Source organism: Streptomyces jumonjinensis, assembly GCF_009600885.1.
Lineage (GTDB): Bacteria > Actinomycetota > Actinomycetes > Streptomycetales > Streptomycetaceae > Streptomyces > Streptomyces jumonjinensis.
The window spans coordinates 21,304-43,426 of the sequence record NZ_VCLA01000111.1; the positions used below are offsets into that span (position 1 = coordinate 21,304).

General features: G+C 70.0%; 23 protein-coding genes and 1 pseudogene. 11 read left to right on the forward strand and 13 right to left on the reverse strand.

Annotated elements, in window-relative coordinates; genetic code table 11:
- The 6 genes and pseudogenes from FF041_RS38945 to FF041_RS12875 all read right to left on the reverse strand — a co-directional run.
- Positions 1–426 (reverse strand): annotated as a pseudogene (locus FF041_RS38945) (aminopeptidase); the annotation flags it as partial.
- A 235-nt stretch (positions 427–661) separates the two neighbouring features.
- Positions 662–1,363 carry a hypothetical protein gene (locus FF041_RS12855; protein WP_153522959.1) on the reverse strand — a complete coding sequence of 234 codons (702 nt, stop codon included), beginning with the start codon at positions 1,361–1,363 and terminating at the stop codon, positions 662–664.
- Between the two features lie 16 nt (positions 1,364–1,379).
- Positions 1,380–1,709 carry a hypothetical protein gene (locus FF041_RS12860; RefSeq protein ID WP_153522960.1) on the reverse strand — a complete coding sequence of 110 codons (330 nt, stop codon included), beginning with the start codon at positions 1,707–1,709 and terminating at the stop codon, positions 1,380–1,382.
- A 21-nt stretch (positions 1,710–1,730) separates the two neighbouring features.
- The gene (locus tag FF041_RS12865; protein WP_153522961.1) at positions 1,731–3,929 is read right to left on the reverse strand and encodes a glycoside hydrolase domain-containing protein; all 2,199 of its coding nucleotides are present in this window, start codon (positions 3,927–3,929) and stop codon (positions 1,731–1,733) included.
- 243 nt (positions 3,930–4,172) lie between these two features.
- Entirely contained in the window at positions 4,173–4,445 is a 273-nt protein-coding gene (locus FF041_RS12870; RefSeq protein ID WP_153522962.1) for a DUF397 domain-containing protein, read from the reverse strand.
- Positions 4,427–5,260 carry a helix-turn-helix domain-containing protein gene (locus FF041_RS12875; RefSeq protein WP_153522963.1) on the reverse strand — a complete coding sequence of 278 codons (834 nt, stop codon included), beginning with the start codon at positions 5,258–5,260 and terminating at the stop codon, positions 4,427–4,429. Before FF041_RS12875 ends, FF041_RS12870 begins: the two co-directional genes overlap by 19 nt.
- A 158-nt stretch (positions 5,261–5,418) precedes the next feature.
- Here FF041_RS12875 and FF041_RS12880 point away from each other — a divergent pair, with 158 nt between their 5' ends.
- The 4 genes from FF041_RS12880 (at position 5,419) to FF041_RS12900 (ending at position 8,620) form a co-directional block, all read left to right on the forward strand.
- Positions 5,419–5,622 (forward strand): hypothetical protein, encoded by a 204-nt coding sequence (locus FF041_RS12880; protein WP_228388175.1) that lies wholly within the window; start codon positions 5,419–5,421, stop codon positions 5,620–5,622.
- Positions 5,619–5,837, forward strand: coding sequence for a hypothetical protein (locus tag FF041_RS12885; RefSeq protein ID WP_153522964.1), 219 nt, complete (start codon positions 5,619–5,621; stop codon positions 5,835–5,837). Before FF041_RS12880 ends, FF041_RS12885 begins: the two co-directional genes overlap by 4 nt.
- Positions 5,838–6,167: 330 nt before the next feature.
- Positions 6,168–7,364, forward strand: a complete 1,197-nt coding sequence (locus tag FF041_RS37810) for a hypothetical protein (RefSeq protein ID WP_194292008.1) — start codon at positions 6,168–6,170, stop codon at positions 7,362–7,364.
- Between the two features lie 137 nt (positions 7,365–7,501).
- Positions 7,502–8,620, forward strand: a complete 1,119-nt coding sequence (locus FF041_RS12900; RefSeq protein WP_153522965.1) for a hypothetical protein — start codon at positions 7,502–7,504, stop codon at positions 8,618–8,620.
- A gap of 149 nt (positions 8,621–8,769) precedes the next feature.
- On the opposite strand, the gene FF041_RS12905 is transcribed toward FF041_RS12900, so the two are convergent.
- Positions 8,770–9,180 carry a hypothetical protein gene (locus FF041_RS12905; protein WP_153522966.1) on the reverse strand — a complete coding sequence of 137 codons (411 nt, stop codon included), beginning with the start codon at positions 9,178–9,180 and terminating at the stop codon, positions 8,770–8,772.
- A gap of 273 nt (positions 9,181–9,453) precedes the next feature.
- On the opposite strand from FF041_RS12905, the gene pip reads away from it, so the two are divergent.
- From pip to FF041_RS12930, 5 genes are all read left to right on the forward strand, one after another.
- Positions 9,454–10,437 (forward strand): prolyl aminopeptidase, encoded by a 984-nt coding sequence (pip, locus tag FF041_RS12910; protein ID WP_153522967.1) that lies wholly within the window; start codon positions 9,454–9,456, stop codon positions 10,435–10,437.
- 111 nt (positions 10,438–10,548) lie between these two features.
- Positions 10,549–11,295, forward strand: coding sequence for a DNA repair protein RecO (gene recO / locus FF041_RS12915; protein ID WP_153522968.1), 747 nt, complete (start codon positions 10,549–10,551; stop codon positions 11,293–11,295).
- Positions 11,296–11,328: 33 nt separating this feature from the next.
- Positions 11,329–12,147 carry an isoprenyl transferase gene (locus FF041_RS12920; protein ID WP_153522969.1) on the forward strand — a complete coding sequence of 273 codons (819 nt, stop codon included), beginning with the start codon at positions 11,329–11,331 and terminating at the stop codon, positions 12,145–12,147.
- A gap of 207 nt (positions 12,148–12,354) precedes the next feature.
- Positions 12,355–13,734 carry an FG-GAP-like repeat-containing protein gene (locus FF041_RS12925; RefSeq protein WP_194292005.1) on the forward strand — a complete coding sequence of 460 codons (1,380 nt, stop codon included), beginning with the start codon at positions 12,355–12,357 and terminating at the stop codon, positions 13,732–13,734.
- Positions 13,735–13,912: 178 nt separating this feature from the next.
- Positions 13,913–14,626 (forward strand): hypothetical protein, encoded by a 714-nt coding sequence (locus tag FF041_RS12930; protein WP_153522970.1) that lies wholly within the window; start codon positions 13,913–13,915, stop codon positions 14,624–14,626.
- Positions 14,627–14,678: 52 nt separating this feature from the next.
- On the opposite strand, the gene FF041_RS12935 is transcribed toward FF041_RS12930, so the two are convergent.
- From FF041_RS12935 to FF041_RS12950, 4 genes are read right to left on the reverse strand one after another with little or no spacing between them, the layout of a single operon-like run.
- Entirely contained in the window at positions 14,679–15,104 is a 426-nt protein-coding gene (locus tag FF041_RS12935) for a Fur family transcriptional regulator (protein WP_323391815.1), read from the reverse strand.
- 58 nt (positions 15,105–15,162) lie between these two features.
- A complete protein-coding gene (locus FF041_RS12940) occupies positions 15,163–16,074 on the reverse strand; it encodes a metal ABC transporter permease (protein WP_153522972.1) in 912 nt (303 codons plus the stop codon).
- 2 nt (positions 16,075–16,076) lie between these two features.
- Positions 16,077–16,868: a metal ABC transporter ATP-binding protein gene (locus FF041_RS12945; RefSeq protein ID WP_323391816.1), complete on the reverse strand. Its 792-nt coding sequence runs from the start codon at positions 16,866–16,868 to the stop codon at positions 16,077–16,079.
- A gap of 20 nt (positions 16,869–16,888) precedes the next feature.
- Positions 16,889–17,854 (reverse strand): metal ABC transporter substrate-binding protein, encoded by a 966-nt coding sequence (locus FF041_RS12950; RefSeq protein ID WP_153522973.1) that lies wholly within the window; start codon positions 17,852–17,854, stop codon positions 16,889–16,891.
- Positions 17,855–18,045: 191 nt separating this feature from the next.
- On the opposite strand from FF041_RS12950, the gene FF041_RS12955 reads away from it, so the two are divergent.
- Together FF041_RS12955 and FF041_RS12960 are read left to right on the forward strand one after the other, a co-directional pair.
- Positions 18,046–19,431 carry a glycine--tRNA ligase gene (locus tag FF041_RS12955; protein WP_323391817.1) on the forward strand — a complete coding sequence of 462 codons (1,386 nt, stop codon included), beginning with the start codon at positions 18,046–18,048 and terminating at the stop codon, positions 19,429–19,431.
- Positions 19,432–19,652: 221 nt separating this feature from the next.
- A complete protein-coding gene (locus FF041_RS12960; RefSeq protein ID WP_153522974.1) occupies positions 19,653–19,868 on the forward strand; it encodes a DUF6243 family protein in 216 nt (71 codons plus the stop codon).
- A gap of 249 nt (positions 19,869–20,117) precedes the next feature.
- Here FF041_RS12960 and FF041_RS12965 read toward each other — a convergent pair whose 3' ends face one another.
- Together FF041_RS12965 and FF041_RS12970 are read right to left on the reverse strand one after the other, a co-directional pair.
- Complete coding sequence (locus tag FF041_RS12965; RefSeq protein ID WP_153522975.1) at positions 20,118–21,290, reverse strand: ligand-binding sensor domain-containing protein; 1,173 nt, start codon at positions 21,288–21,290, stop codon at positions 20,118–20,120.
- A 26-nt stretch (positions 21,291–21,316) separates the two neighbouring features.
- Positions 21,317–22,063 carry a dioxygenase family protein gene (locus FF041_RS12970; protein WP_153522976.1) on the reverse strand — a complete coding sequence of 249 codons (747 nt, stop codon included), beginning with the start codon at positions 22,061–22,063 and terminating at the stop codon, positions 21,317–21,319.
- Positions 22,064–22,123: the final 60 nt, after the last annotated feature.

The following is a 22,123-nucleotide window of genomic DNA, read 5'->3' on the forward strand; positions in this document are numbered from 1 at the left end:
GGGCTGGGGCCGCGACGGCTTGAAGAAGCGGTGCTCCAGGTCGACTTCATTGCCGTCGATGAGCTGGGCCGGCTCGGAGCGCCACGGGTTCGGCCACAGGAAGTAGCCGGAGGTGTGGAAGACGGTGGGACGGCTGGTGCTCTTGTGCAGCAGGGTGAACTGCTGCTGGAAGGTGCCCTTGCCCGGGTCCTTGTGATCGACGGGCTGGGCGTAGCTCAGGGTGAAGAAGCGGTGCTTGTCGACCTTTTCCTCACTGATGAACTTCATGCCGGGTATCGCGAGGATGCGGCTCTTGATGTCGGCCGCCTTCGGCGTGCTCGCGGCGCCGGCCGTCCGCTCCGGCGTCTCCGCCGCGTGTGCCCCGGCCGCCGACACCGTGCCGGTCAGCAGAGCCAGGGACACGATCCCCGTGAGCGCTCTCCGCATGTGATGGGTCCTTCCGAAATGGTTGGGTGTACCGCCCGTACGGACGGCGGATGACGGCATGGCGTTGCAGCCGAGCCGTGTGACATGTGCGACTCAACTACCCTCTGGACAAGCGGGGCAGAGAGCTGACCGAGGACCGCATGCGAAGAGGCCGTCCCGCCGCGCGAGAGTGCGCGGCGGGACGGCCGGGTTCAGCGGTTCAGCGGGAGCGCCAGGAGCAGCGGCACCGGCAGGGTCAGGCCGTGCCCTGCACCCGGGCCAGCCGGTCCGCGCGGCGGAGCCGGGCCGGGGAGCGTACGTCCACCGCCGCCCCCGCGCCCTCGCCGGGCGTCGCCCCCCAGGCGCGGAGCCGGTCGCCGAGTTCGCGCACCCGCTCGTCGTCCGGCCGGGCGTCGAGGTAGAACAGCGACTCGTCCACCTCGCCGTCGTCGCCGCCCCAGCGCACCACGCCCTCGCACTCCGCGAGGATGTCCCGCACCACCACCTCCTGCGGAGGGAAGAACCCGCCCTTCGCCCGGGCCCCCGGACGGATGCGCACCGCCGTGCCGGACGCCAGATTCGACTCCGGACGCCCCTTGCGGAGCTCGCCGATCGCCTGCCAGCCGGCCAGGTCGACCCGGTGGAGCTGCTCGACTTCGTAGTGGAAGCGGCGGATCACATGGAGGAGGATCGCCTCCGCGTCCCCGATCCGGACGTCGACCTTCAGCCCCGTACCGGCGACCGGCCGCGTCCACACCGTCGAGATGCGGTTCGCCTCCTTCTCGATGGTCCACCCGTTCGCGGACACCGGGAGTTTCTTCGGCTTCGGCGTCAGCGTCGGCGTCGGCTGAGGCGCGGCCGAGGCGACGCCCGGCACCAGGGAGCCCACAACGGCCAGCGCGCCGACCGCCGCCGCGCTCTGCACCACGGTCCGCCGTGTCATGTCGTCGTTCTGCATGGCTTCAATCCCTTTCTCACAGAACGGCCATGAGTACGAACGTGGGAACGAGGGTCGCCAGCACGCTCAGCGGCCAGTACACCCGGGGCGCCAGCTCCGCTCTGCGCCGAACGGGACGGTTGGCCAGCCACCACACCAGGGCGAACACCGCCAGCACCGGCACTCCGACCACCAGAATCGGCAGCACGCCGTCGTTCTCCGTGGGCTCCCCCTGCGTCAGGCCGAGCGCGGCCAGCGGCCAGTTGGCCGCGAAATACCAGAGGAGCCACACCGGCACGATCCCGGGAATCCCGAGGAGCAGGTTCACGCCGACAGCTGCCAACGACCACTTTCGCATGCGCCCCATTGTTCATACTCATGCCCGGAGTCACTGGCTGCGGGACAGGTTGTTGTAGTTCTCCAGCACGTTGTAGAGGCCGATCAGCTCGCGCCCGTACTTCTCCGCGTTCGGTCCCTCCCCGTTGTACCGGGCCAGCAGGGCCTGAGTGTCGGCCAGGCTGGTGGTCAGGTCCGGTCGCGGCTTGTTGATCTGGAACGCGTTGTAGATGGTCAGATAGGCGACCGACCGGATGTTGTAGAGCGGGTCCTCATTGAGGCTTCTCCAGACCGCCGGCTTGTCGCTGCCGGTCAGGGGCGCACCGTTGATGATCCCCTGCTGCGTGCAGTAGTTACGGGCCTCGATGGTCACCCATGCGAAGATCTGCCCCCAGCCGGTGCTGCAATCGTCGTCCAGACCCGCTTTGACGGCTGCGTCGGCAGCGAAGTCCGGCGGGTTCAACTTCCGCAGCTCCCAGAGCACCGGAGCCTGGATCAGCGCCTTGCGGAGCCTGAGCTGCCGAGCGAGCGAGGTGAACAGCCAGTCCGCGCTCAGCACCAGGTCGTACGCCTTGGTGGTGGAGATGCCGCCCAGGGTGACCCAGTCGTCGTCGCCCCAGCCGTCGCCGCCGGTCTCCGGGACGCCGATGGAGGTCAGATAGTTCTTGACGTCCGTGAGCATCGGGGCACGGTAGGCGGTCTTGTTCAGATCGGTGTCCAGGCCGGTGGTGGAGGCCGGGGGGTTGAAGTCGTTCTGGCCGGTGTCACGGCCCGAGGCGATGTTGTTGTCGATCTCGATCGCCCCGGCGCCCGAGCCGATCGTGATCGTGGCGATCTGGTCGAACGCCCAGTTCGTCGGCAGCGGATAGCCGAGGTTCCCGGAGAACCCGCTGGACATGTCCGATACGAAGCTCGCCGCCGCGTATCCGGCGTCCCCGACCCGCTGGCACACATTGCGCGGCCCGTAGACGCCCACGCCGTAACTGGAGTTCTCCCCGATCGTGCGCATCACCCCACGGAAGTGCGGAAGGATGTAGTCGGTGATCTCGCCGTCCATGGCGTCGTAGTCGACCGCGAAGTAGATGATCGTGCCGGGCTTGAAGCCGTGGTACTTGGCCCACTCGATCGCCTGGAACGCTTCGCTGGTGCCCTGGGCGTAGGTGAAGTTGTCCGCCGCCCGGCCGAACGTCTGGTAGATCGGGTAGCAGCGCAGCCCGTACTGCTTGATCGTGTCGAGCTCGCCCGGCTGGATCTGCTTCTCCGGCAGGCTCGTGCTGGAGGGGTTGAAGAGATACCGGCCGATGTAGAGGTAGCCGGCGTCCTTCAGCGCCTGGGCGCGGGCGGGCGTGATCTTCGTGACGCCGTCGCACGCCGTGCCCTTACGGGACTGGTCGCCGTAGGAGACCAGCAGCGACGCCCAGGTCTGGAAGTCGCCGTTCCCGGTGACCGGCAGCTTCGAGAACGACTGGAACTGCTCCACACCGGTCTTCACAGCGGCGGTGAAGTCCCCGAAGGGAACACTCCGCTTGTTGAGGATCATCCCGGCGGTGAACAGCTGCGCCCAGGTGCCGGTGGAGCCGACCGAGACCGTGTGCGACCTCAGCCCGGCCTGGGTGCCGGGCCCGAACACACCGGTCGCGGTGCCGTCCGCCATGCCCAGCTCGAACTGGATCGCCAGCAGCATCGACTTGGCGACATCACGCGAGTGATGACCGTCGCAGGGGATGATGAAGAAGTCCCGGCGGTTGACATACCGGCCGTTCAGCCACTGCTGGATGGAGCGGATGGTGCTTGAGCCGCTGTTGACGGTGACATAGGCGTCCATGTTGAACAGACCCTTGACGACCTTCGGCTCAAGGGAGCTGCCCGGGAACAGGCCGCTGACGCCCATGTTCTGCTTCAGGCTGGTGACGGCGGATTTCACACGGGAGTTGTAGATGCCGTCGATCTCGCCGCCGTCGTAGCCCTTGCAGTACAGGGCGGACTGGAGAATCCGGCAGAAGATCGCCGAAGGCACGGTCGAGTCGTTGAGTACGGGGTACCGCGACTGGAGCGTCGAGAGGGTGGTCGGGCCGAACGAGTCCGAGAGGGAGGTGATGCCCATCTCGTACTGGAGCGCCCGGGTCAGGGCGTACATCGTCGTCCAGCCGGTTTTGCCGTCCTCGCTCAGCTTGGATATGCCGAGCGTCGCACCATTGTTGTACTGGGTGTTGATGAACCGCTGAGCTCTGCGGACCAGCTCGTCAGCCATTGCATGACCCTTCTCCGAGAAATGCGTGACAGCGCCGGGTGGCGGCGCGTGTCTCGGGGTGGGTGGAGCGCGTGCGGTCAGTGCTGTGGCATGGACCGTACCTGGCTGGAAGTGGCTGGGGGCAGTGCTGAACCGGCGTGATACGTGCGGAAGTTGAGGCACGGGGGCGGGGCGCGGACGACACCGCCTCGCGGCCCGGTGGAGCTGGGCGGCGAGGCGGTGGGGGAGGGGCTGGGGTGGGGCTCAGCCCCGGAGGTCGTCGACGAAGGTCTGCCAGGCGGGGGCGGCGATGACGAGGACGGGGCCGCTGGGGGTCTTGCTGTCGCGGACGGGGACGACGCCGGGGATGTCGTCGAGCACCTCGACGCAGCTTCCGCCGTTGCCGTCGCTGTAGCTGCTCTTGCGCCAGTCGGCCGCGCCGGGGAAGGCGTGTCCGATCTCGACGCACTGGCCGCCGTTGCCGTCGCTGTAGCTGCTCTTGCGCCACTGAGCCGTGCTCAGGTCGTACTCGCGCATCGTCTGTGGTCCTCTGCTACTGACTCGATCAGGGTGAGGGACGCCTCCGGGGAGAGCGCGGCGGCCCTGAGCAGATCGTATGCCCGCTGTGCGCGCTTCACCACAGCTGGATCGTCCAGCAGGTTTCCCGAATACACGGCCTCTGTATAGACGGTTGGCGGTGTGTCATCGAACTCCATGAGCGTGAACGTCTTGCCCATCAGAGTGTGTGCTCCAGCACTGAACGGAATCACCTGGACTACGGCCCTTCGGCTGCGAATGAGGTCCGCAAGGTGATCGAGCTGCTTGGCCATGGCTTCGGGGCCGCCGACCTGGACCCGCAGCACCTGCTCATGCAGGATTGCCCAGTACTTGGGATTCGCCGGTCCCTTGAGCAGTCTTGCCCGCTCCATGCGTCCAGTGATCGTGTTCTCGATCCGTTCCTCTTCGGCGAAGGGGTTGTCTGCGAGCGTTACGGCGCGGGCGTACGTGGCAGTCTGCATCAAGCCTGGCACGAGCGCGGGTTCGAAGTCGTAGATGTACGTCGCGAGCGCTTCGAGCTCCGCCGCAGCGCGGAAGTAACTGGCATACGCCGAGCTGTCGATCAACTTCCGCCACAGCCTTTCGAAAAAACCTCCGGTTTGTAGTAAGGCGTCGAGCCGCTGCGCCACATCCAGCTGAGGCTTCCTGATCGCCGTCTCGAACTGCCCGATGTACCCCCCGGATACGAAGACAGCGGCCCCCACCTCCGCCTGCGTCAGCTTGGCTTCCTCTCTGCGCCTCCTCAGTTCCGTGCCGAAGAACTCCCAAGCGGCCTGTTGCTGACCTTTGGCCATGGCATAACTCCCTTTCCCTGCGGAGGCGTTGTAGAGCGCGCCTCTCTGGCGAAGGTAGCGGGCGTGCTGTCACCGTCGCAATACGAAGCGAGAAATCCACTCGCCCCGAGAGAAGGGAACTCATGTCGCACCACGGAATGCGTCACTCAGCCGATTGCATGAGCGACGCGGAGGACGCCGTCACGGAATTGATCGAGGCCCTGAAGCAGAACGGACTCGTCTTCCCCTCCGTACGAGTGGAAGTCGCCTCCTATGCCCGCGAGTCGCCCTGCCCCCTCATCGAGCTCGGCCGTACCGCCGTCGACACCGTCCGCCGCCTCTCCGCGCTCCTGCGCCGTGACGAGGGCGGGGCAGTCCGGTGACCCCCACGCCGGTCGGCTCGTACGCCGTCGACACCGGCACCGGGCGCGTCGGGCTGGTCATGGGCTACGAAGGCCCCTACGCCCAGCTCAGACCCCCGGGCGGCGGACGCGAATGGGACTGCCCTCCCGAGGAGCTGCGCACCGCCACCCCCGCCGAGCGAATCCGCGCGGTGAACGGATACGCGAACGCGCGCAGCCGGGGCGAGGTGTCCTGACGCCCACCCGGGCTGTTCGCGATCAGACAGTCATTCCTCACCGGAATCGGATGGAGTTTCTCCAGGGCACGCCAGGCTATTCCGGCGTGCCCTGGGGGGAATAGCTGAGAGAATCTCCACCGGCCCCGTCCCGTCCCGCCGTCGCCGGATGATCTGTTCCCGGTGAAGAACACCCGGTCGAGGTGTGCGAGTTCGGCCCGGGTGAACAGCCGAACGGATTACCGGTCTCATTTATCACTCGTTCGGATGGGTTGGTCTTTCCTCTTGGGCATATGCGGGCAGCGCTTTGGGTGAGTACATGCCAGAAGCAGCTCAGCAGGAGGAGGTTCCATGAACCAGATCTTTTCGTCGTTGCGCGGTGCACCGGTCCGCAGGCGGCTGTCCGTGGCGCTGGCGGTGCTGGCGGTCACGCTGCCCGCAGGCGTGATGTCCACGAGTTCGGCACCCGCGCAGGCCGCGCCGAGAGCACCGGGCCAGCAGGCATTCACGCCGGGCTTCGGCACCTTCGTGGTCCCGGCGGGTGTGACCCGGATGACCGTGCGCGTCTGGGGGCGTGGCGGCTCCGGTGGTGGCGGCGGTGGAGGTGGCGGCGGTGGAGGTGGCGGCGGTGGAGGTGGCGGCGGTGGCGGAAGCTACGCGCCCCTGATCTCCCAGCCCGTCGGCGGTGGCGGTGGCGGTGGCGGCGCGGGCGGCAGCGGTGGTGGCGGCGGTGGCGCGGGCGGTAGCGGTGGCTACACGGAGTGCACGTTCACCGTCGCGGCGGGCGAGAGTTACAGAGTCTTCGTGTCCAGCGGCGACAGCAGCGGCGGCAGTGGCGCGGGCGGCGGAGGCGGCGGCCTCGGCGGTCTGGCCGGCACCACCCTCACCAGCGGCCTGGCCGGCACCCCCGGCGCGGGCGGCGGTGGCGGGGGTGCCACCTCCTTCGTGACGAACACTCAGGTTTCGGGACCCGACTCTCTGGTGATCGCGGGAGCCGGCCACAACGGGGGCGGTGGGGGCTCGGGGCCCGGCGGCCGGGCCGGGCGGGGCGGGGAGAACGGCAAGATCGGCGGCAGCGGCGGTGCGGGCGGGGCCGGAGGGGCCTCCGGCGGTGCCAGTGCGGGGGGCGGGGGCGGTGCGGGGGCCCCCGCCGAGGATGACCCGGTCTACTGTCCCGGAACGTTGCGGGCACTGGCCGGCAACTCCGGAACCGCAGGTCAGTCCGGCGCTGCCGGCTCCGCCGGCGTCACCGGCGGACAGGGCATGCCGGGTGTCCCCGGAGGGGGCGAACACGGCGGGTCGGGTGGCGGCGGCGGGTCGGGCGGCAGCGGCGCGGTACCGCCGGCGGTCACCCCCGCCCCGCCCGCCGGTACCGGTGTCGGCGGCAGCGGCGGCGCCGGAGGGGCCGGGGACACGGGAGGCCGGGGCGGGAACGGCGGCGCCCCGTCCCCCAACCCGGGTTCGCAGAGCGGCGGGGGCGGGGTCAGCGGCCACAGCTCCCAGCAGGGCAGCGGAAGCGGCCCCGGCCATGTCCTGATCAGCTGGTAGCACCACCTGCGGCCGAGCCTCCGCCCGACGACGCGCCAGTCGGAGCCTCGGCCTTCTCCGGGCGTCACCACCGGCTGACCCGCCCGGACTTCACCCGCACAGCACCCGCCCCTCTTCCCGGAATCGCTGGAGGCATCATGCGCCCCACCCTCCTCACGTCCGCGCTCTCCGTGACCGCCGCTCTCACCCTGACCCTGGCCGGTGCGACCCCGGCCAGTGCCCTCAGCACCGTCTGTGTGGTCAACGGTGTGAGCATGTCCGGGTCCGTCATCAACGGCACGAACGGACCCGACACCGTCGTCTGCACGGGCTCCGGGAGCGCCGGCCCGGACACCACGGTCAACCTCCTCGGCGGCAACGACACCTTCACCCTCACCACCGACAGCCTCTTCGCCGGATACGTCGTCAACGGCGGTGACGGCAACGACCGCTTCAATGGTGCTGACGACGACCTCACCCGGAATTTCGGCACCATCAACGGCGGCAACGGCGACGACACCGTCGCCATCCTCAACGCACCGGACGAAGAGGAAAGTGTCATCGACACCGGCAACGGCAACGACACGATCGACCCACCCGCGCCCCCCTTCCCACACTTGGAGGGCACCGCCGGAATCATCCGCACCGGACCGGGAGACGACCAGGTCCAGCTGCCTGTGATGCACACGGGAGAAATGGATACCGGGGACGGGAGTGACACCATCACCGTCCGCGGCTGGCCGGCCGCCAACGAAGCTTCCGTCGACAGCGGCCCCGGCTTGCTCGACACCATCACCCTCACGGCATACAGCCCGAATTTCTTGGAGTCCGACCCCGCGGTCGGCAATCTCGGCTTCGTCAACCTCAACGACTTCGACGAGGGCTACGGCGGCGCCGACCGCATCACCATCCGGGGCAGTACCGCCTTCTACGCATCGGGCGCGGACGGGGGTGCGGCGAACGAGGGCGCGGTCTTCGGTGGCCCCCTTGTCGACACGATCCGCCTCATCGGGGGCGGCGGCGGCGTCGGCGGACAGGGCGGCGCGGCCAATGCGGAAGGGGGCGAGGTCTACGGTGGCAGACTCCTCGACGTGATCACCCTCACCGGCGGCCTGGGAGACTTCAACAACGGCCCCCGGGCGGCCAGCAACGCTCCGGGGGCCACGGTGGGCGGCGGCAGCCCCGATCCGGCGGAGGACGGCCCGGGCGACGGCGGCCTGTGCACCTTCAACCCGGCCAACCAGGGCACCGTCACCAACTGCGTCACCGTCGGCTGAACCCCGCTCTGACCACCCACAGCACAGGCGTCCTGATCAGGAGTGTCGAGCTCGACCCGCTCGCCCTGGAGTCCAACAGGATGGCGACGGCTTCCGTGGTAACCGGCTCCGCTGAGGCTTCCTGAGACGGTCTGACGGGGCCGAGGCCATCAGAGCAGGCGCATGAACACCCTGGCGGTGTTGTGGAACCGCACTGTCACCCCAAAGGAGTCAGGGCGGGCGTCCTCCCGGACCGACCAGCGTTCGACGCTCGCGATCTCCGGCGACTCGGAGTGGGCGAGCAGCGCCGCCAGCCATGCCTCGGGCACGTCCGCAGCCTGCGGGGCGTCGCCGGGGGCGACCGGGTCGCCGTGGACCGGGGCGTCGTCGAAGCCCCCGTGCTTCGCGCCGTCCGGAAGCTGGCCGACGATGCCCCAGCGCGAGACACCCGCTGCTGTGGTGATCGCGATCCCGCAGGGGATCTCGGTGTCGCCCGCTTCGGCGAGTGTCCGAACCTGGGTCGCGGTAGGGCTGTTCCTGGCCAGGTCGATGACGAATTCCTGGAACCTTCCGGGGCGCATTTACGATCATTCCTCTCGTGGCGGGCGGCCAAGTCTAGGGGCGGGAGCCTCTGGGGCTGGGCCGCCTGGGGCCTGGGGCCCAAGCCCGTTGTCAGCGGCGGCGCTTACCGTGCCCATGCCGTCCGCCGGTTCGTGAGTCTCCCGCTCGACGCCGCCCAGGAGGCGATCCTGCTCCAGCGCCACTCTCCCGACTGGCGGACATCGCCGCCGCCTCCCCGGCCGGGACCGGGAAATCGGGATGACGGCGGAGACGGCCCCGCCGAGGATGTGCGGATGACCGAGACCAGGAGCGACCTGTATCCGCCGATCGAGCCCTACGCCCGGGGCATGCTCGACGTGGGCGACGGCAACCACGTCTACTGGGAGGTGTGCGGCAATCCGGACGGGAAGCCCGCCGTCGTCGTCCACGGCGGACCCGGATCGGGGTGCGGCACCAGCGGGCGGCGGCTCTTCGACCCCGAGCGGTACCGGATCGTCCTCTTCGACCAGCGCGGTGCGGGGCGCAGCACCCCGCACGCCAGCGACCCCGCCGCCGATATGCGGCACAACACCACCCCGCATCTCATCGCCGACATGGAACGGCTCCGGGAGCATCTGGGCATCGGCCGCTGGCTGCTCTACGGCGGCTCCTGGGGCTCGACGCTGATCCTGGCCTACGCCGAGCAGCATCCCGAGCGGGTCTCGGAGATCGTCATCGCCGCCGTCACCACCACCCGGCGCTCCGAGATCGACTGGCTCTACCGGGGTGTCGGCCGCTTCTTCCCCGAAGCCTGGGACCGGTTTCTCGCGGGCGTCCCCGGCACCCCGCGCGACGGCGATGTGGTCGCCGCGTACGCCCGGCTGATGGAGCACCCCGACGCCGCCGTCCGGGAGAAGGCCGCCGCCGACTGGTGCGCCTGGGAGGACACGGTGGTGTCCGGCGAGGCGCAGGGCGCGTCCCTCCCGTACGGCGGGCGGCCCGACGCCGCCCGGCTGGCCTTCGTCCGCATCTGCGCCCACTACTTCGCCCACGGGGCCTGGCTGGAGGAGGGCGCGCTGGTGCGCGACGCCGGAAGGCTCGCCGGAATCCCCGGCGTACTGGTCCATGGGCGGCTCGACATGTCCGGGCCCCTCGGCACCGCCTGGGAGCTGACCCGCGCCTGGCCCGACGCCGAGCTGTACGTCGTAGAGAGCGGAGGCCATCTGAGCACGGAGGAATCCCTGGGCCATGTCCTCGGAGCCCTGGACCGCTTCGCCGACCGGCCCGCGACAGCATGACCGGATGACGACCGCATGACGACCGCATGACGACCGCATGACCGGGGGGAGCGGCTCCGGGAACGGCCGCCGGGTGCGGGAAGCGTCCGGCGGTACGGGAGAATGGGGCCCATGAGCTTGTTCCGTGACGACGGCGTCGTGCTGCGCACCCAGAAGCTGGGTGAGGCCGACCGCATCATCACCCTGCTCACCCGGGGGCACGGGCGCGTCCGCGCCGTCGCCCGGGGCGTTCGGCGCACCAAGTCCAAGTTCGGGGCCCGGCTGGAGCCGTTCTCCCATGTCGACGTGCAGTTCTTCGCCCGGGGCAGCGAGCTCATCGGCCGGGGACTCCCGCTCTGCACCCAGAGTGAGACCATCGCCGCGTACGGTGGCGGCATCGTCAGCGACTACGCCCGCTACACCGCCGGAACCGCCATGCTGGAGACCGCCGAGCGGTTCACCGACCATGAGGGCGAGCCCGCCGTACAGCAGTATCTGCTGCTGGTCGGCGCACTGCGCACGCTCGCCCGGGGCGAGCACGCCCCCCATCTCATACTCGACGCGTTCCTGCTGCGCTCCCTCGCGGTCAACGGCTACGCCCCCAGCTTCGACGACTGCGCGCGCTGCGGCCTGCCCGGCCCCAACCGCTTCTTCTCCGTCGCCGCCGGAGGGGTCGTCTGCGGAGACTGCCGGGTCCCCGGATGCGTCGTACCCTCGGCGGAGGCCGTCGGTCTGCTCAGCGCGCTGCTGACCGGCGACTGGCCCACGGCGGACGCCTGCGAGGCACGCCACGTCAGAGAGGGCAGCGGGCTGGTGTCCGCGTATCTGCACTGGCATCTGGAGCGCGGCCTGCGCTCCCTCCGGTATGTCGAGAAGTGAAGCGAAGCGAAGAAGCTAGGAGAAGTGAGCCGCATGGCACGACGCGGAATCCTGGGCCGTTCCCGCCGGGAGTACAAGATCCCCGAGCCGCACCCCTCCGGCGAGCGCCCGCCGAAGATCCCCGGTGAGCTCGTCCCCAACCATGTCGCCTGCGTCATGGACGGCAACGGCCGCTGGGCCAAGGAGCGCGGCCTGCCGCGCACCGAGGGCCACAAGGTCGGCGAGGGCGTCGTGCTCGACGTGCTCAAGGGATGCCTGGAGATGGGCGTCAAGAACCTCTCCCTGTACGCCTTCTCCACCGAGAACTGGAAGCGCTCGCCCGACGAGGTGCGCTTCCTGATGAACTTCAACCGGGACGTCATCCGCCGCCGCCGTGACGAGATGGACGAGCTCGGCATCCGCATCCGCTGGGTCGGCCGGATGCCCAAGATGTGGAAGTCGGTCGTCCAGGAGCTTCAGGTCGCCCAGGAGCAGACCAAGCGCAACGACGCCATGACGCTCTACTTCTGCGTCAACTACGGCGGTCGCGCCGAGATCGCCGACGCCGCGCAGAAACTCGCCCGCGATGTGGCGGAGGGCCGCCTCGACCCGTCGAAGGTCAATGAGAAGACCCTCCAGAAGTACCTCTACTACCCGGACATGCCCGATGTGGACCTGTTCCTGCGCCCCAGCGGCGAGCAGCGCACATCGAACTATCTGATCTGGCAGAGCGCGTACGCGGAGATGGTCTTCCAGGACGTGCTCTGGCCGGACTTCGACCGCCGTGATCTGTGGCGGGCCTGTCTGGAGTACGCCAAGCGCGACCGCCGCTTCGGCGGCGCGCAGCCCAACGAGATCCCCGGACAGCAGTAGCCGCCTGAACCGCCGCTGGCCTGAAACAGCGGTAGGGCCGTACGCAGCGGCACGCGGGCAGCACCGCGCCGACGCCTTCTCACCAGGCGTCGGCGCGGTTTTTTGATCTTTCTACAACTCTTTGCCCCTCCGGAGCGTCTCCCCTGTGCTTCCGTGTGGCTTGATCACTGCGGAGCACACCGACACCACCGACCGCAGGAGCCCCTCTTGTCCACCCGTACAGCCCTCCGGCTCGCCCTCGCGACGGCCACCGCCGCCTCGCTCACCGGCGGGCTGCTCGCCGTCTCCACCGGCGTGGCGACCGCCGCCGCCAAGCCCGCCGTGTACGCCGACGACTTCAACGGCGACGGCTTCCGCGACTACGCGACGCCGGACCTCGCCGGCTTCACCGTGACCTACGGGACCGCCAAGGGCCCCGGAACCAAGACCCGGAGCTTCACCCAGGACAGCCCGGGCATCCCCGGGAAGGCGGGCGACGACGGCGAGGAGTGGGACGCCTTCGGCCGCTCCCTGGCCAACGCCGACTTCAACGGGGACGGATACGCCGACCTCGCCGTGGGCGACATGTCCGAGAAGGTCGGCAAGCGGAGCTCCCGGGGCGCGGTGACCATCGTCTGGGGATCGAAGTCCGGCCTCGGCTCGAAGGCGACCCTGATCCCGGCCGGTGGGAAGCCCAAGGCCGACCGGTACTTCGGCATGGCCCTCGCGACGGGCGACTTCAACGGCGACGGCAAGGCCGATCTCGCCGTCTCCGACGCCTACTCGGTCTACATCTACCGGGGCGGCTTCTCCTCGAAGACCGGCGGCACCGGGAAGGTCACCGAGCACCGGCCGGGCGGGGGCAGCGACTTCAGCCCGTTCGGTCTGGTCGCCGGGCAGGTGACCAAGGACAAGGCCACCGACCTCTACGTCCTCGGCGCGGAGAGCGAGGGCGACTTCAAGATGCGCTCCGTCGCCTGGTTCCTCCGGGGCGGCGCCACCGTCAAGCCCGGTGCGTCCACCACGTACGCCGTCTCCGACTGGCTCAGCACGGTCGCCGTCGTCGCGGACTTCGACCGGGACGGCTACGGCGATCTCGCCATCGGCGACCCGGACCACCGGAAGAGCACCGGCGCCGTCACCGTGCTGCGCGGCGGCAAGAGCGGGCCCGCCGGCTCGTACCGCCTCACCCAGTCCACCAAGGGCGTCGCCACCGCCGCCACGAAGGGCGACTCCTTCGGCGGCGGGATCTCGGCCGGAGACGTCGACAAGGACGGCTACCCGGATCTCGCGGTGAGCGCCTCCGGCGAGAAGGTCGGGAAAGCCGAGAACGCGGGCGGCGTGCACATCCTGCGCGGCGGCGCGAAGGGGCTGACCGGCGCGCGATCGCAGTGGTTCACCCGCGCCACCCCCGGCGTCCCGGGCGAGCCCAGGGAGAACGTCCCCTTCGGCGAGAGCCTGCGGCTGCGGGACCTCGACCAGGACGGCTACGCCGACCTGCTGGCCTCCGAGTTCGCCACCAAGAGCCAGCTCCTGCCCGGCGGCAAGGACGGCATCGGCACGGCCGGTACGCGCGAGGTGCCGCTGAGCGCCGACTTCGTGGAGTAGGCAGTAGGCAGGAGGGCGGGCCCCGGTCCGGACCGCCGGGCCGGGGCCCGCCCGTTCCGCTTGTGCAGATCGGTGCGGCCGTCTGATGGGCCGTGCTGCATGCCGCTAGCGTGACCGCTGTCAGCGCACACCCTTGCACCACGGGATCTTCACACCACGGAGAAGGGGAACATCCCACATGGGAACCATGCGCATGCTCAGAGCCCTGGCCCGGCCGGCCGCAGCCCTGCTCGCCGGTGCCGCGCTCGCCCTGTCCACCCCCGGCGCGGCCCACGCCACGACCACGTACGAGATCCCGGCGCCCACGTCGGCCGGCATCTCGGCGACCGTGCGGATCCATGACGCGGTGGTGCCTCAGCCGTATCACCCGGACCCGAGCGCCGTCCTGGGGCCGCGCAGGTGTGGGCTCCTCTACCACGAGTACGTGGGGACGGAGGGCTGCGGAGGCTTCGAGCTGAGCGTCACCCTGCACAACGTACGCAGCCAGCCCGGCTTCACGGAGTCGGGCCCGATCTACGAGACGGTCCCGATCGTCGGCCCGGAGACGTACCGCTTCCACGCCTTCGCGGACCTCGCCCGCACTTTCCGCTGTCTGCGGCCCGACGGCACCTTCGACCCCGCCACGACTCTGGTCGTGCGTACCCCCCAGAGGCAGCTCGACGACGTCTACTTCTACTCAGAGGTGATCCCCGTCCTCGCCCAGTTCCAGAGGTCCGAGCGGGACTATGGTCCCCTCTTCTTCATGAACTTCGCTCCGGTCCAGGTGAACTGCCCGCCGGGCACGACGGCGCACCAGTACGGGCTCAAGATCTCCAACATCAAGATCACCGTCAATACGCCGTACATCTTCGGCGGGATGACCTGGACCCACCCCGGTCCCTACTACGCGTAGTGCCCCTGGTCTCCGGTACGCACCGGTCAGGGTGCGTACCGGAGGAAGAGGCTCAGGACTTCGCGCACTCCGCGCAGGTGCCGAAGATCTCCACGGTGTGGGCGACGTTCACGAATCCGTGCTGGGCCGCGATCGTCTCCGCCCACTGCTCGACGGCCGGGCCCTCGACCTCCACCGCCTTGCCGCACATCCGGCACACCAGATGGTGATGGTGATCGTCGGTCGAGCAGCGGCGGTAGACCGACTCGCCGTCGCTGGTGCGCAGCACATCCACCTCGCCCGCGTCCGCGAGCGACTGAAGCGTGCGATAGACCGTGGTCAGCCCCACCGAGTCGCCCCGGTGCTTGAGCATGTCGTGCAACTCCTGGGCGCTGCGGAACTCGTCCACCTCATCGAGCGCCGCCGCGACCGCGGCGCGCTGCCGGGTCGACCGGCCTCGCACTGGGACGGTGTTCCCGCCGCTTGGCGCCGTCGACACAGGTGCCTCCTCGCTTCGCCCGATCATGCTGTCAGGGCCAATTCTGCCAGGCCCGGCGTCAGACCCTCACGTCGTCGCCGGGACGGCGTGCGTCCGGGACCCCGGCGACGCATCCCGCCGGGTCCCCGGGGACGCCCAGGGCGGCCTCGGCCAGCCGGGCCCGCCGCCGAGCCAGCGGAGCGGCGAGCGCGGTCAGGGCGATGAAGGCCGCGATGGCGAGGAGCACGATCGTCGCGCCCGGGGGCACGTCCTGGTAGTACGAGGCGGTCGTGCCGGTCAGGGTCACGGCGACGCCGATCGCCACCGCGAGCACGAAGGTCGTCCGGAACGAGCGGGTGAGCTGCTGGGCCGCCGCCACCGGGACCACCATCAGCGCGCTGACCAGCAGCAGCCCGACCACGCGCATGGCGACCGAGACCGTGACCGCGGCGGTGACGGCGATCAGCAGATTCAGCGCCCGCACCGGCAGCCCGGTCACCCGGGCGAACTCCTCGTCCTGGCTGACCGCGAACAGCTGCCGCCGCAGTCCCACCGAGACCAGTACGACGAAGGCCGCGAGCAGCCCGATCGCCCAGAGGTCGGCGTCCGAGACGGTGGAGAGCGAGCCGAAGAGGAAGGCGCTCAGATCGCCCGTGGAGCCGGTGTCGGACATGTTGACCAGCATGACGCCGCCCGCCATGCCGCCGTAGAAGAGCATCGCGAGGGCGATGTCGCCGCGGGTCCGCCCGTACGCCCTGATCAGCTCCATGGTGACCGCTCCGGCGATCGAGACCGCCATCGCCGTCCAGATGGGGCTGGTGGAGAGCAGAAAGCCGAGGCCCACGCCGGTCATGGCGACATGGCCGATGCCGTCGCCCATCAGGGCCTGGCGGCGCTGCACCAGATAGATGCCGATGGCGGGCGCGGTGATGCCGACCAGCAGGGCGGCGATCAGCGCCCGCTGCATGAAGGCCGTCTCCAGGATTTCCATGATCAGGTCAGCAGTCCCGTGCGGAGCGGCTCATGGGCCGCGTGCGGATGTACATGGTCGTGGCCGGGGAGGGCATGCTGGCCCACGGCCTTCGGCGGCGGCCCGTCGTGGACCACACAGCCGTCGCGGAGCACCACCGCGCGGTCGATGAGCGGCTCGACCGCGCCCAGCTCATGGAGGACGAGCAGGACGGTCGTACCGGCCGCGACCTGGTCGCGCAGGGTCCCGGCGAGGATCTCCTGGCTGGCCAGGTCCACGCCCGCCATGGGCTCGTCCATGATCAGCAGCTCGGGCTCGGAGGCGAGCGCGCGGGCGATCAGCACCCGCTGGTGCTGGCCGCCGGAGAGCGCGCTCACGGAGTCGCCGGCGCGGTCGGCGAGGCCGACCAGTCCGATGGCCCGGTCCACGGCCGCCCGGTCGGCCCGGGAGAGCAGTCCGAAGCGGGCGCGCGAGAGCCGGCCCGACGAGACGACCTCGCGCACAGTGGCGGGCACCCCGCTGGCGGCGGTGGTGCGCTGGGGCACATAGCCGACCCGGGACCACTGGCGGAAGCGGCGCAGCGGGGTGCCGAACAGCGCGATCTCGCCGTCCGTGAGCGGCACCTGGCCGATCACGGAGCGTACGGCGGTCGACTTGCCGGAGCCGTTGGCCCCGAGGAGGGCGACGACCTCGCCGCGCTCCACGGTCAGATCGACGCCGCGCAGCACGGGGCGCGCGCCGAGCGTGGCCCGGGCCCCGCGGACGGTGATCACCGGGTCGGACGCGGACAGGGGGGATATGGCGGGGTCGCTCACCGCGGTCTCCGATCGCCGGTTCACTTCGCGCCCAGGGCTTTCTGGAGCGCGGCGAGGTTGGCCTGCATGACCTCGATGTAGTCGTCGCCCTGGGACGCGTCCGTGATGCCTTCGAGGGGATCGAGGACGGCGGTCTTCAGCCCGGTGTCCCCGGCGAGGGTCTTCGCGGTGCGGTCGTCGGCGAGGGTCTCGAAGAAGACGGTGGTGACGTTCTCCTTCTCCGCGAGGGTGTGCAGCTCCTTGATCCGGGCGGGGCTGGGCTCGGCGTCGGGGCTGATGCCCGCGATGCCCTCCTGGTCCAGTCCGTACCGCTCGGCGAGATGCCCGAAGGAGGTGTGGGTGGTGATGAAAGTCTTGGCGGCCGTGTCCGCCAGGCCCTGCCGATAGTCGGCGTCGAGCTTCTTCAACTCGCTGACCAGCGTGTTCGTGTTCTCGCGGTAGGCGTCGGCGTGGTCCGGGTCGGCCTTCTGGAGGGCCTTGCCGACGCCGTCGGCGACCTCGGCGTACTTCACCGGGTCGAGCCAGATGTGGGGGTCGCCGCCCTCGTGGCTGTGGCCTTCCTCGCCGCCGTGATCGTCGTGGGCCTCTTCGCCGCCGCTGTCCGCTCCGCCGTGGATCTCCAGCTCGGTGAGGGCGGCGGCATCGGTCTTGTGGGGGACCTCGGCCTGGTCGATGGCCTTGTCCACGGCGGGCTGGAGGCCCTTGAGGTAGAGGAGGTAGCCCGCGTCGTTCAGCTCGGCGGTCTGGCGGGGCTTGAGTTCGAGATCATGCGGCTCGACACCCGGCTTGGTCAGGGTGGAGACGGTCACATGCTCGCCGCCGATCCGCTCGGCGAGGAACTGCATCGGATAGAACGACGCCACCACCTTCAGCTTGCCGTCCTCCCTGCCGTCCGAGGAGACGGAGGAGCAGGCGGCGACCGCCGTCACACCGAGGATCAGGGCTCCCGAGGTGGCGGTGGTGCGTATGAGGCGTCGTACGTTCATGACAGTCATTTTCAACAAAAGTGGAAACGATTGTCAACAAAGCCTCGGTGTGACCCGGGGTGCGACCCCCGGTCCGGCCCCCGGGACGCCCCCCGCGGACCCCCTGCCGCCACCGATTTGATCCAGGGGGTGCGCACGCCGGTAATCTGAAGCATTCGCCGTTCGTCGCCGTCATCTATGAAGAGAGCACCGTGGCCGCCGACAAGATCGACACCATCGTCAGCCTCAGCAAGCGCCGTGGCTTCGTCTACCCGTGCAGTGAGATCTACGGCGGTCAGCGCGCCGCCTGGGACTACGGGCCGCTGGGTGTGGAACTGAAGGAGAACCTTAAGCGCCAGTGGTGGCGTTACATGGTCACCTCGCGCGAGGACGTCGTCGGCATCGACTCGTCGGTGATCCTGGCCTCCGAGGTCTGGGAGGCCAGCGGCCATGTCGCGACCTTCTCCGACCCGCTCACCGAGTGCACCTCCTGCCACAAGCGTTACCGCGCCGACCACTTGATCGAGGCGTACGAGGAGAAGCACGGCGGTCGCGCCCCCGAGAACGGCCTGGCCGACCTCAACTGCCCCAACTGCGGCAACAAGGGCACCTTCACCGACCCCAAGCAGTTCTCGGGTCTGCTCTCCACCCACCTCGGCCCCACCGCGGACTCCGGCTCCATCGCCTATCTGCGCCCCGAGACCGCCCAGGGCATCTTCACCAACTTCGGCCAGGTGCAGCAGACCTCGCGCAAGAAGCCCCCGTTCGGCATCGCGCAGATGGGCAAGTCGTTCCGTAACGAGATCACGCCCGGCAACTTCATCTTCCGCACCCGCGAGTTCGAGCAGATGGAGATGGAGTTCTTCGTCAAGCCGGGCGAGGACGAGGAGTGGCAGCAGTACTGGATGGACCAGCGCTGGAACTGGTACACCGGCCTCGGCATGCGCGAAGAGAACATGCGCTGGTACGAGCACCCGAAGGACAAGCTCTCCCACTACTCCAAGCGCACCGCCGACATCGAGTACCGCTTCCAGTTCGGCGGCAACGAGTGGGGCGAGCTGGAGGGCGTCGCCAACCGCACCGACTACGACCTCGGCGCGCACTCCAAGGCGTCCGGCCACGACCTGTCGTACTTCGACCAGGAGGCCGGCGAGCGCTGGACGCCGTACGTCATCGAGCCCGCGGCCGGTGTCGGCCGGGCGATGCTGGCCTTCCTCCTCGACGCGTACAGCGAGGACGAGGCCCCCAACGCCAAGGGCGTCATGGAGAAGCGCGCCGTGATGCGCCTCGACCCGCGCCTCGCGCCGGTCAAGGTCGCGGTGCTGCCGCTCTCCCGCAACCCGCAGCTCTCGCCGAAGGCCAAGGGCCTGGCGGCGGACCTGCGGCAGAACTGGAACATCGACTTCGACGACGCGGGCGCCATCGGCCGTCGCTACCGCCGTCAGGACGAGATCGGCACGCCGTTCTGTGTGACCGTCGACTTCGACACCCTCGACGACAACGCGGTGACCGTGCGCGAGCGCGACACCATGACGCAGGAGCGGGTGTCGCTGGACCAGATCCAGTCGTACCTGGGCGCGCGGCTGATCGGCTGCTGACCCCTCGGCACACGGTGTGAAGGACCGGTCGGGCACATCGCCCGGCCGGTCCTTTCGCGCTGGAGCCGCCGCATACTCGGGTGCGTCCGCGCCCTCCGGGCATGTAACGTCACCCGCATGTCTTCGTTCTTCCAGATCTACGAGTGAGAGAGCGGCGATCACCGACCGCCCTCGTCTGACGATCCCCACAGTCACTTCTCACCCTTGAATGGGAGACTCCCATGGCCAAGAGCCGCAACAATCTCCTCGGTGTGGGCGGACAGCGCAAGAAGCTGTCCCGCGCCGATCAGCAGGGCCACGGCCCCGCGACCCAGGCCGACCGCAAGAACGCCGCCGAGCAGAAGGCGGATCTCGTGCGCAAGATGCGCGAGCGGGCGCAGGACGCCTCCGCCGAGCCCCAGGACTCCGCGCAGGAGTCGCAGGGCGGGCAGGGCTGACCGTCTGCGGTAGTCGTTGAACGAGCTGTGGGCCCCGGACCGGGAATCGGTCCGGGGCTCACAGCTCTCGCGCGTCCGGGGCACGGTGCCCGCGCGTACGCCGGCGGGGAGGCGGGACGTACGCACGGGTGGGGGGGGAGGCCCCGTCCGCGGTGCGGCAGCAGGGGGCTGCCGCATCGGAGTACGGCAGTGGGGGCTGCCGTACTGGTACGTCAGGAGTGCGCCAGGGGGCGATGCCGCTGTGGTGCGTCAGGGGGTGAGACGGGCCACTGACGGCACCATGTCACCCTCCTTGGCGATGCCCACCGTCCACAGCGCCCTGCTGCCCGGCACCGTGGTGAATCCCCGTACCTGAAGAGCCGGGTCGGCCTCCCGCTCCCAGCGGCGGTCGCCCGCGTCCCAGCGCAGCAGGACCGAGACCGCGCCCTTGCCGCCCGCCGCCCACACCGTGCCGTCGGTCGACTGGCTCACCGCGCGCAGCCTGCCGTCGGCGACCTTGGGTGCGGCCACGGCCGTGAACCTCTCGCCGTTCCAGCGCGCGGTGAAGGGACGCTCCACCCCATCGGCCGAGAGCCTGCCGCCCACCGCCCAGACCGCGCCGGACTTCGTGGCGGTGACGGCGCCGAACCAGCGGTGCTCGCCCGCCGGGCCCGCCGGGGCGTCGACCTGCTTCCAGGCGGTGCCGTCCCAGTGCAGCACCAGCGCCCTCTGAGGGGTGGCGCCGGTGGCGAAGGACGAGCCCACCGCCCAGATGTCGTCGGGGGCGACGACGGTGAGCGCCGTCAGCTCGCCCTTGCCCACCTCGGGCAGGGTGTGGGCCTGCCAGGCCGTTCCGTTCCACGACTGGATGGAGGGCACACCGTTCTTGACGGACATCGGCACCGCCCGCCCTACCGCCCAGACCGTCCCGTCGGAGGACCTCGCCAGCGCGTCCGGCGCGACCCGGCCGCCGCTGGCGTCGGCCGCCAGCGCATGCCGGGTCCAGGTCGTGCCGTCCCAGTGGGCGGTGCCGGAACCGGCCGCCCAGATATCGCTCTCCGACCCCACCGACAGCGCCTGCGGCCAGGTGCCGGCCGGCAGCTTGGACTCCTCCTTCCAGGCGGAGCCGTCCCAGCGCAGGGCCACCGGCTCGCCGCCGGAGTTGCCGATCAGCCGGTAGCCGACGGCCCACACCTTGTCGCGGCCGAGCGCGGCGACCGCCGTCAGGTCGCCCTTCTCCACCGGGACGGGCGTGGCCGCCCAGCGCCCGGCCGGCGTCTTCGGCGCGGACGCGCCGGGCACGGTGGACGTGCCCTGCCCGGTGTCGGCGGCGACCACGCCGCCGAGCCCGATGACCCCGGCGGTCAGCGCGGCGGTCAGCGCGGCGGTCAGCGCGGGCCAGCGCAGGCCCCTCAGCCCTCCGGCCGGCGTATGCGTCTTCATCACGGGAATCCCTTCGGTACGGCCGGCTACGGCGCGGTGGTCTTGACGACGAAGTCGAACGCGCCCTTGTACGAGCCGTTCACCGGGCCCGTGAGCGCGATGGTGCAGGCCCGGTTGATGAGCCCGTCGCCGGCGTTGAGGGCGGCGAAGTCCCGTCCGTACGCCTGCGTCCCGTCCGGGAAGTACAGCTGAGTGATCAGCACCGGGCCGCCCGGGGTCTGCACCTTGGTGTGGATATGGGGCGTGCGGGTGCCCCAACGGCCCGTGTAGTCACGGGGGATGATCGTGCGCAGGGTGAAGGCGCCCCGGCTGGTGCTGTACTGATGTCCGCGGAGCGAGTAGCCGGTGGTGTCGTAGTCGCCGTTCTGGTCGCACTGCCAGAACTCGATCAGCGCGCCGGGTATCGGCGTGCAGGCCGTGTCGTAGACCGTGCCGGTGAACTCCAGCTCCACGCCCCGGATGCCGGGGGTGATCAGGTTCGTCCGCTCGGGCGACTCCGGTTTGAAGAGCGGCCCCTCCGCTGCGGCGGGCGTCTCGTGCCCGTCGCAGGCGGGGGTGAGGGACACCGGCCGTCCGGCGCGGAGAGCCTCGTCCACGACCGTCAGGGGTCTGGCGGAGGCGCTGGGGCTGACCTGTACCGCGACCGTGCCGAGAGCGGCGGCGGTCACCGTGGCCGAACTCGCCTTGATGAACGTCCTTCTGGAGCCTGACCGGTTCACGGCGGAGTGCTCGGCACTGTGGTCTTGGCCGTCCGAGGTCTGCTGGTGGGGCATCTGCGGGGTCTCCTCGCGTCTCCGTGGGTGACGAATCGCTCATCAGGGCACCCCCCGGAA

What these genes read in the sequence shown, in the direction of transcription:
- FF041_RS12865 (WP_153522961.1), bottom strand. Translation starts at nt 3,929, where the DNA reads ATGGCTGACGAGCTGGTCCGCAGAGCTCAGCGGTTCATCAACACCCAG.
- FF041_RS12920 (WP_153522969.1), top strand. Translation starts at nt 11,329, where the DNA reads ATGGCACGACGCGGAATCCTGGGCCGTTCCCGCCGGGAGTACAAGATC.
- FF041_RS12880 (WP_228388175.1), top strand. Translation starts at nt 5,419, where the DNA reads ATGAGCGACGCGGAGGACGCCGTCACGGAATTGATCGAGGCCCTGAAG.
- FF041_RS12965 (WP_153522975.1), bottom strand. Translation starts at nt 21,290, where the DNA reads ATGAAGACGCATACGCCGGCCGGAGGGCTGAGGGGCCTGCGCTGGCCC.
- FF041_RS12900 (WP_153522965.1), top strand. Translation starts at nt 7,502, where the DNA reads ATGCGCCCCACCCTCCTCACGTCCGCGCTCTCCGTGACCGCCGCTCTC.
- FF041_RS12875 (WP_153522963.1), bottom strand. Translation starts at nt 5,260, where the DNA reads ATGGCCAAAGGTCAGCAACAGGCCGCTTGGGAGTTCTTCGGCACGGAA.
- recO (WP_153522968.1), top strand. Translation starts at nt 10,549, where the DNA reads ATGAGCTTGTTCCGTGACGACGGCGTCGTGCTGCGCACCCAGAAGCTG.
- FF041_RS12860 (WP_153522960.1), bottom strand. Translation starts at nt 1,709, where the DNA reads ATGGGGCGCATGCGAAAGTGGTCGTTGGCAGCTGTCGGCGTGAACCTG.
- FF041_RS12970 (WP_153522976.1), bottom strand. Translation starts at nt 22,063, where the DNA reads ATGCCCCACCAGCAGACCTCGGACGGCCAAGACCACAGTGCCGAGCAC.
- pip (WP_153522967.1), top strand. Translation starts at nt 9,454, where the DNA reads ATGACCGAGACCAGGAGCGACCTGTATCCGCCGATCGAGCCCTACGCC.
- FF041_RS12855 (WP_153522959.1), bottom strand. Translation starts at nt 1,363, where the DNA reads ATGCAGAACGACGACATGACACGGCGGACCGTGGTGCAGAGCGCGGCG.
- FF041_RS12870 (WP_153522962.1), bottom strand. Translation starts at nt 4,445, where the DNA reads ATGCGCGAGTACGACCTGAGCACGGCTCAGTGGCGCAAGAGCAGCTAC.
- FF041_RS12940 (WP_153522972.1), bottom strand. Translation starts at nt 16,074, where the DNA reads ATGGAAATCCTGGAGACGGCCTTCATGCAGCGGGCGCTGATCGCCGCC.
- FF041_RS12930 (WP_153522970.1), top strand. Translation starts at nt 13,913, where the DNA reads ATGGGAACCATGCGCATGCTCAGAGCCCTGGCCCGGCCGGCCGCAGCC.
- FF041_RS12950 (WP_153522973.1), bottom strand. Translation starts at nt 17,854, where the DNA reads ATGAACGTACGACGCCTCATACGCACCACCGCCACCTCGGGAGCCCTG.
- FF041_RS12960 (WP_153522974.1), top strand. Translation starts at nt 19,653, where the DNA reads ATGGCCAAGAGCCGCAACAATCTCCTCGGTGTGGGCGGACAGCGCAAG.
- FF041_RS12905 (WP_153522966.1), bottom strand. Translation starts at nt 9,180, where the DNA reads ATGCGCCCCGGAAGGTTCCAGGAATTCGTCATCGACCTGGCCAGGAAC.
- FF041_RS37810 (WP_194292008.1), top strand. Translation starts at nt 6,168, where the DNA reads ATGAACCAGATCTTTTCGTCGTTGCGCGGTGCACCGGTCCGCAGGCGG.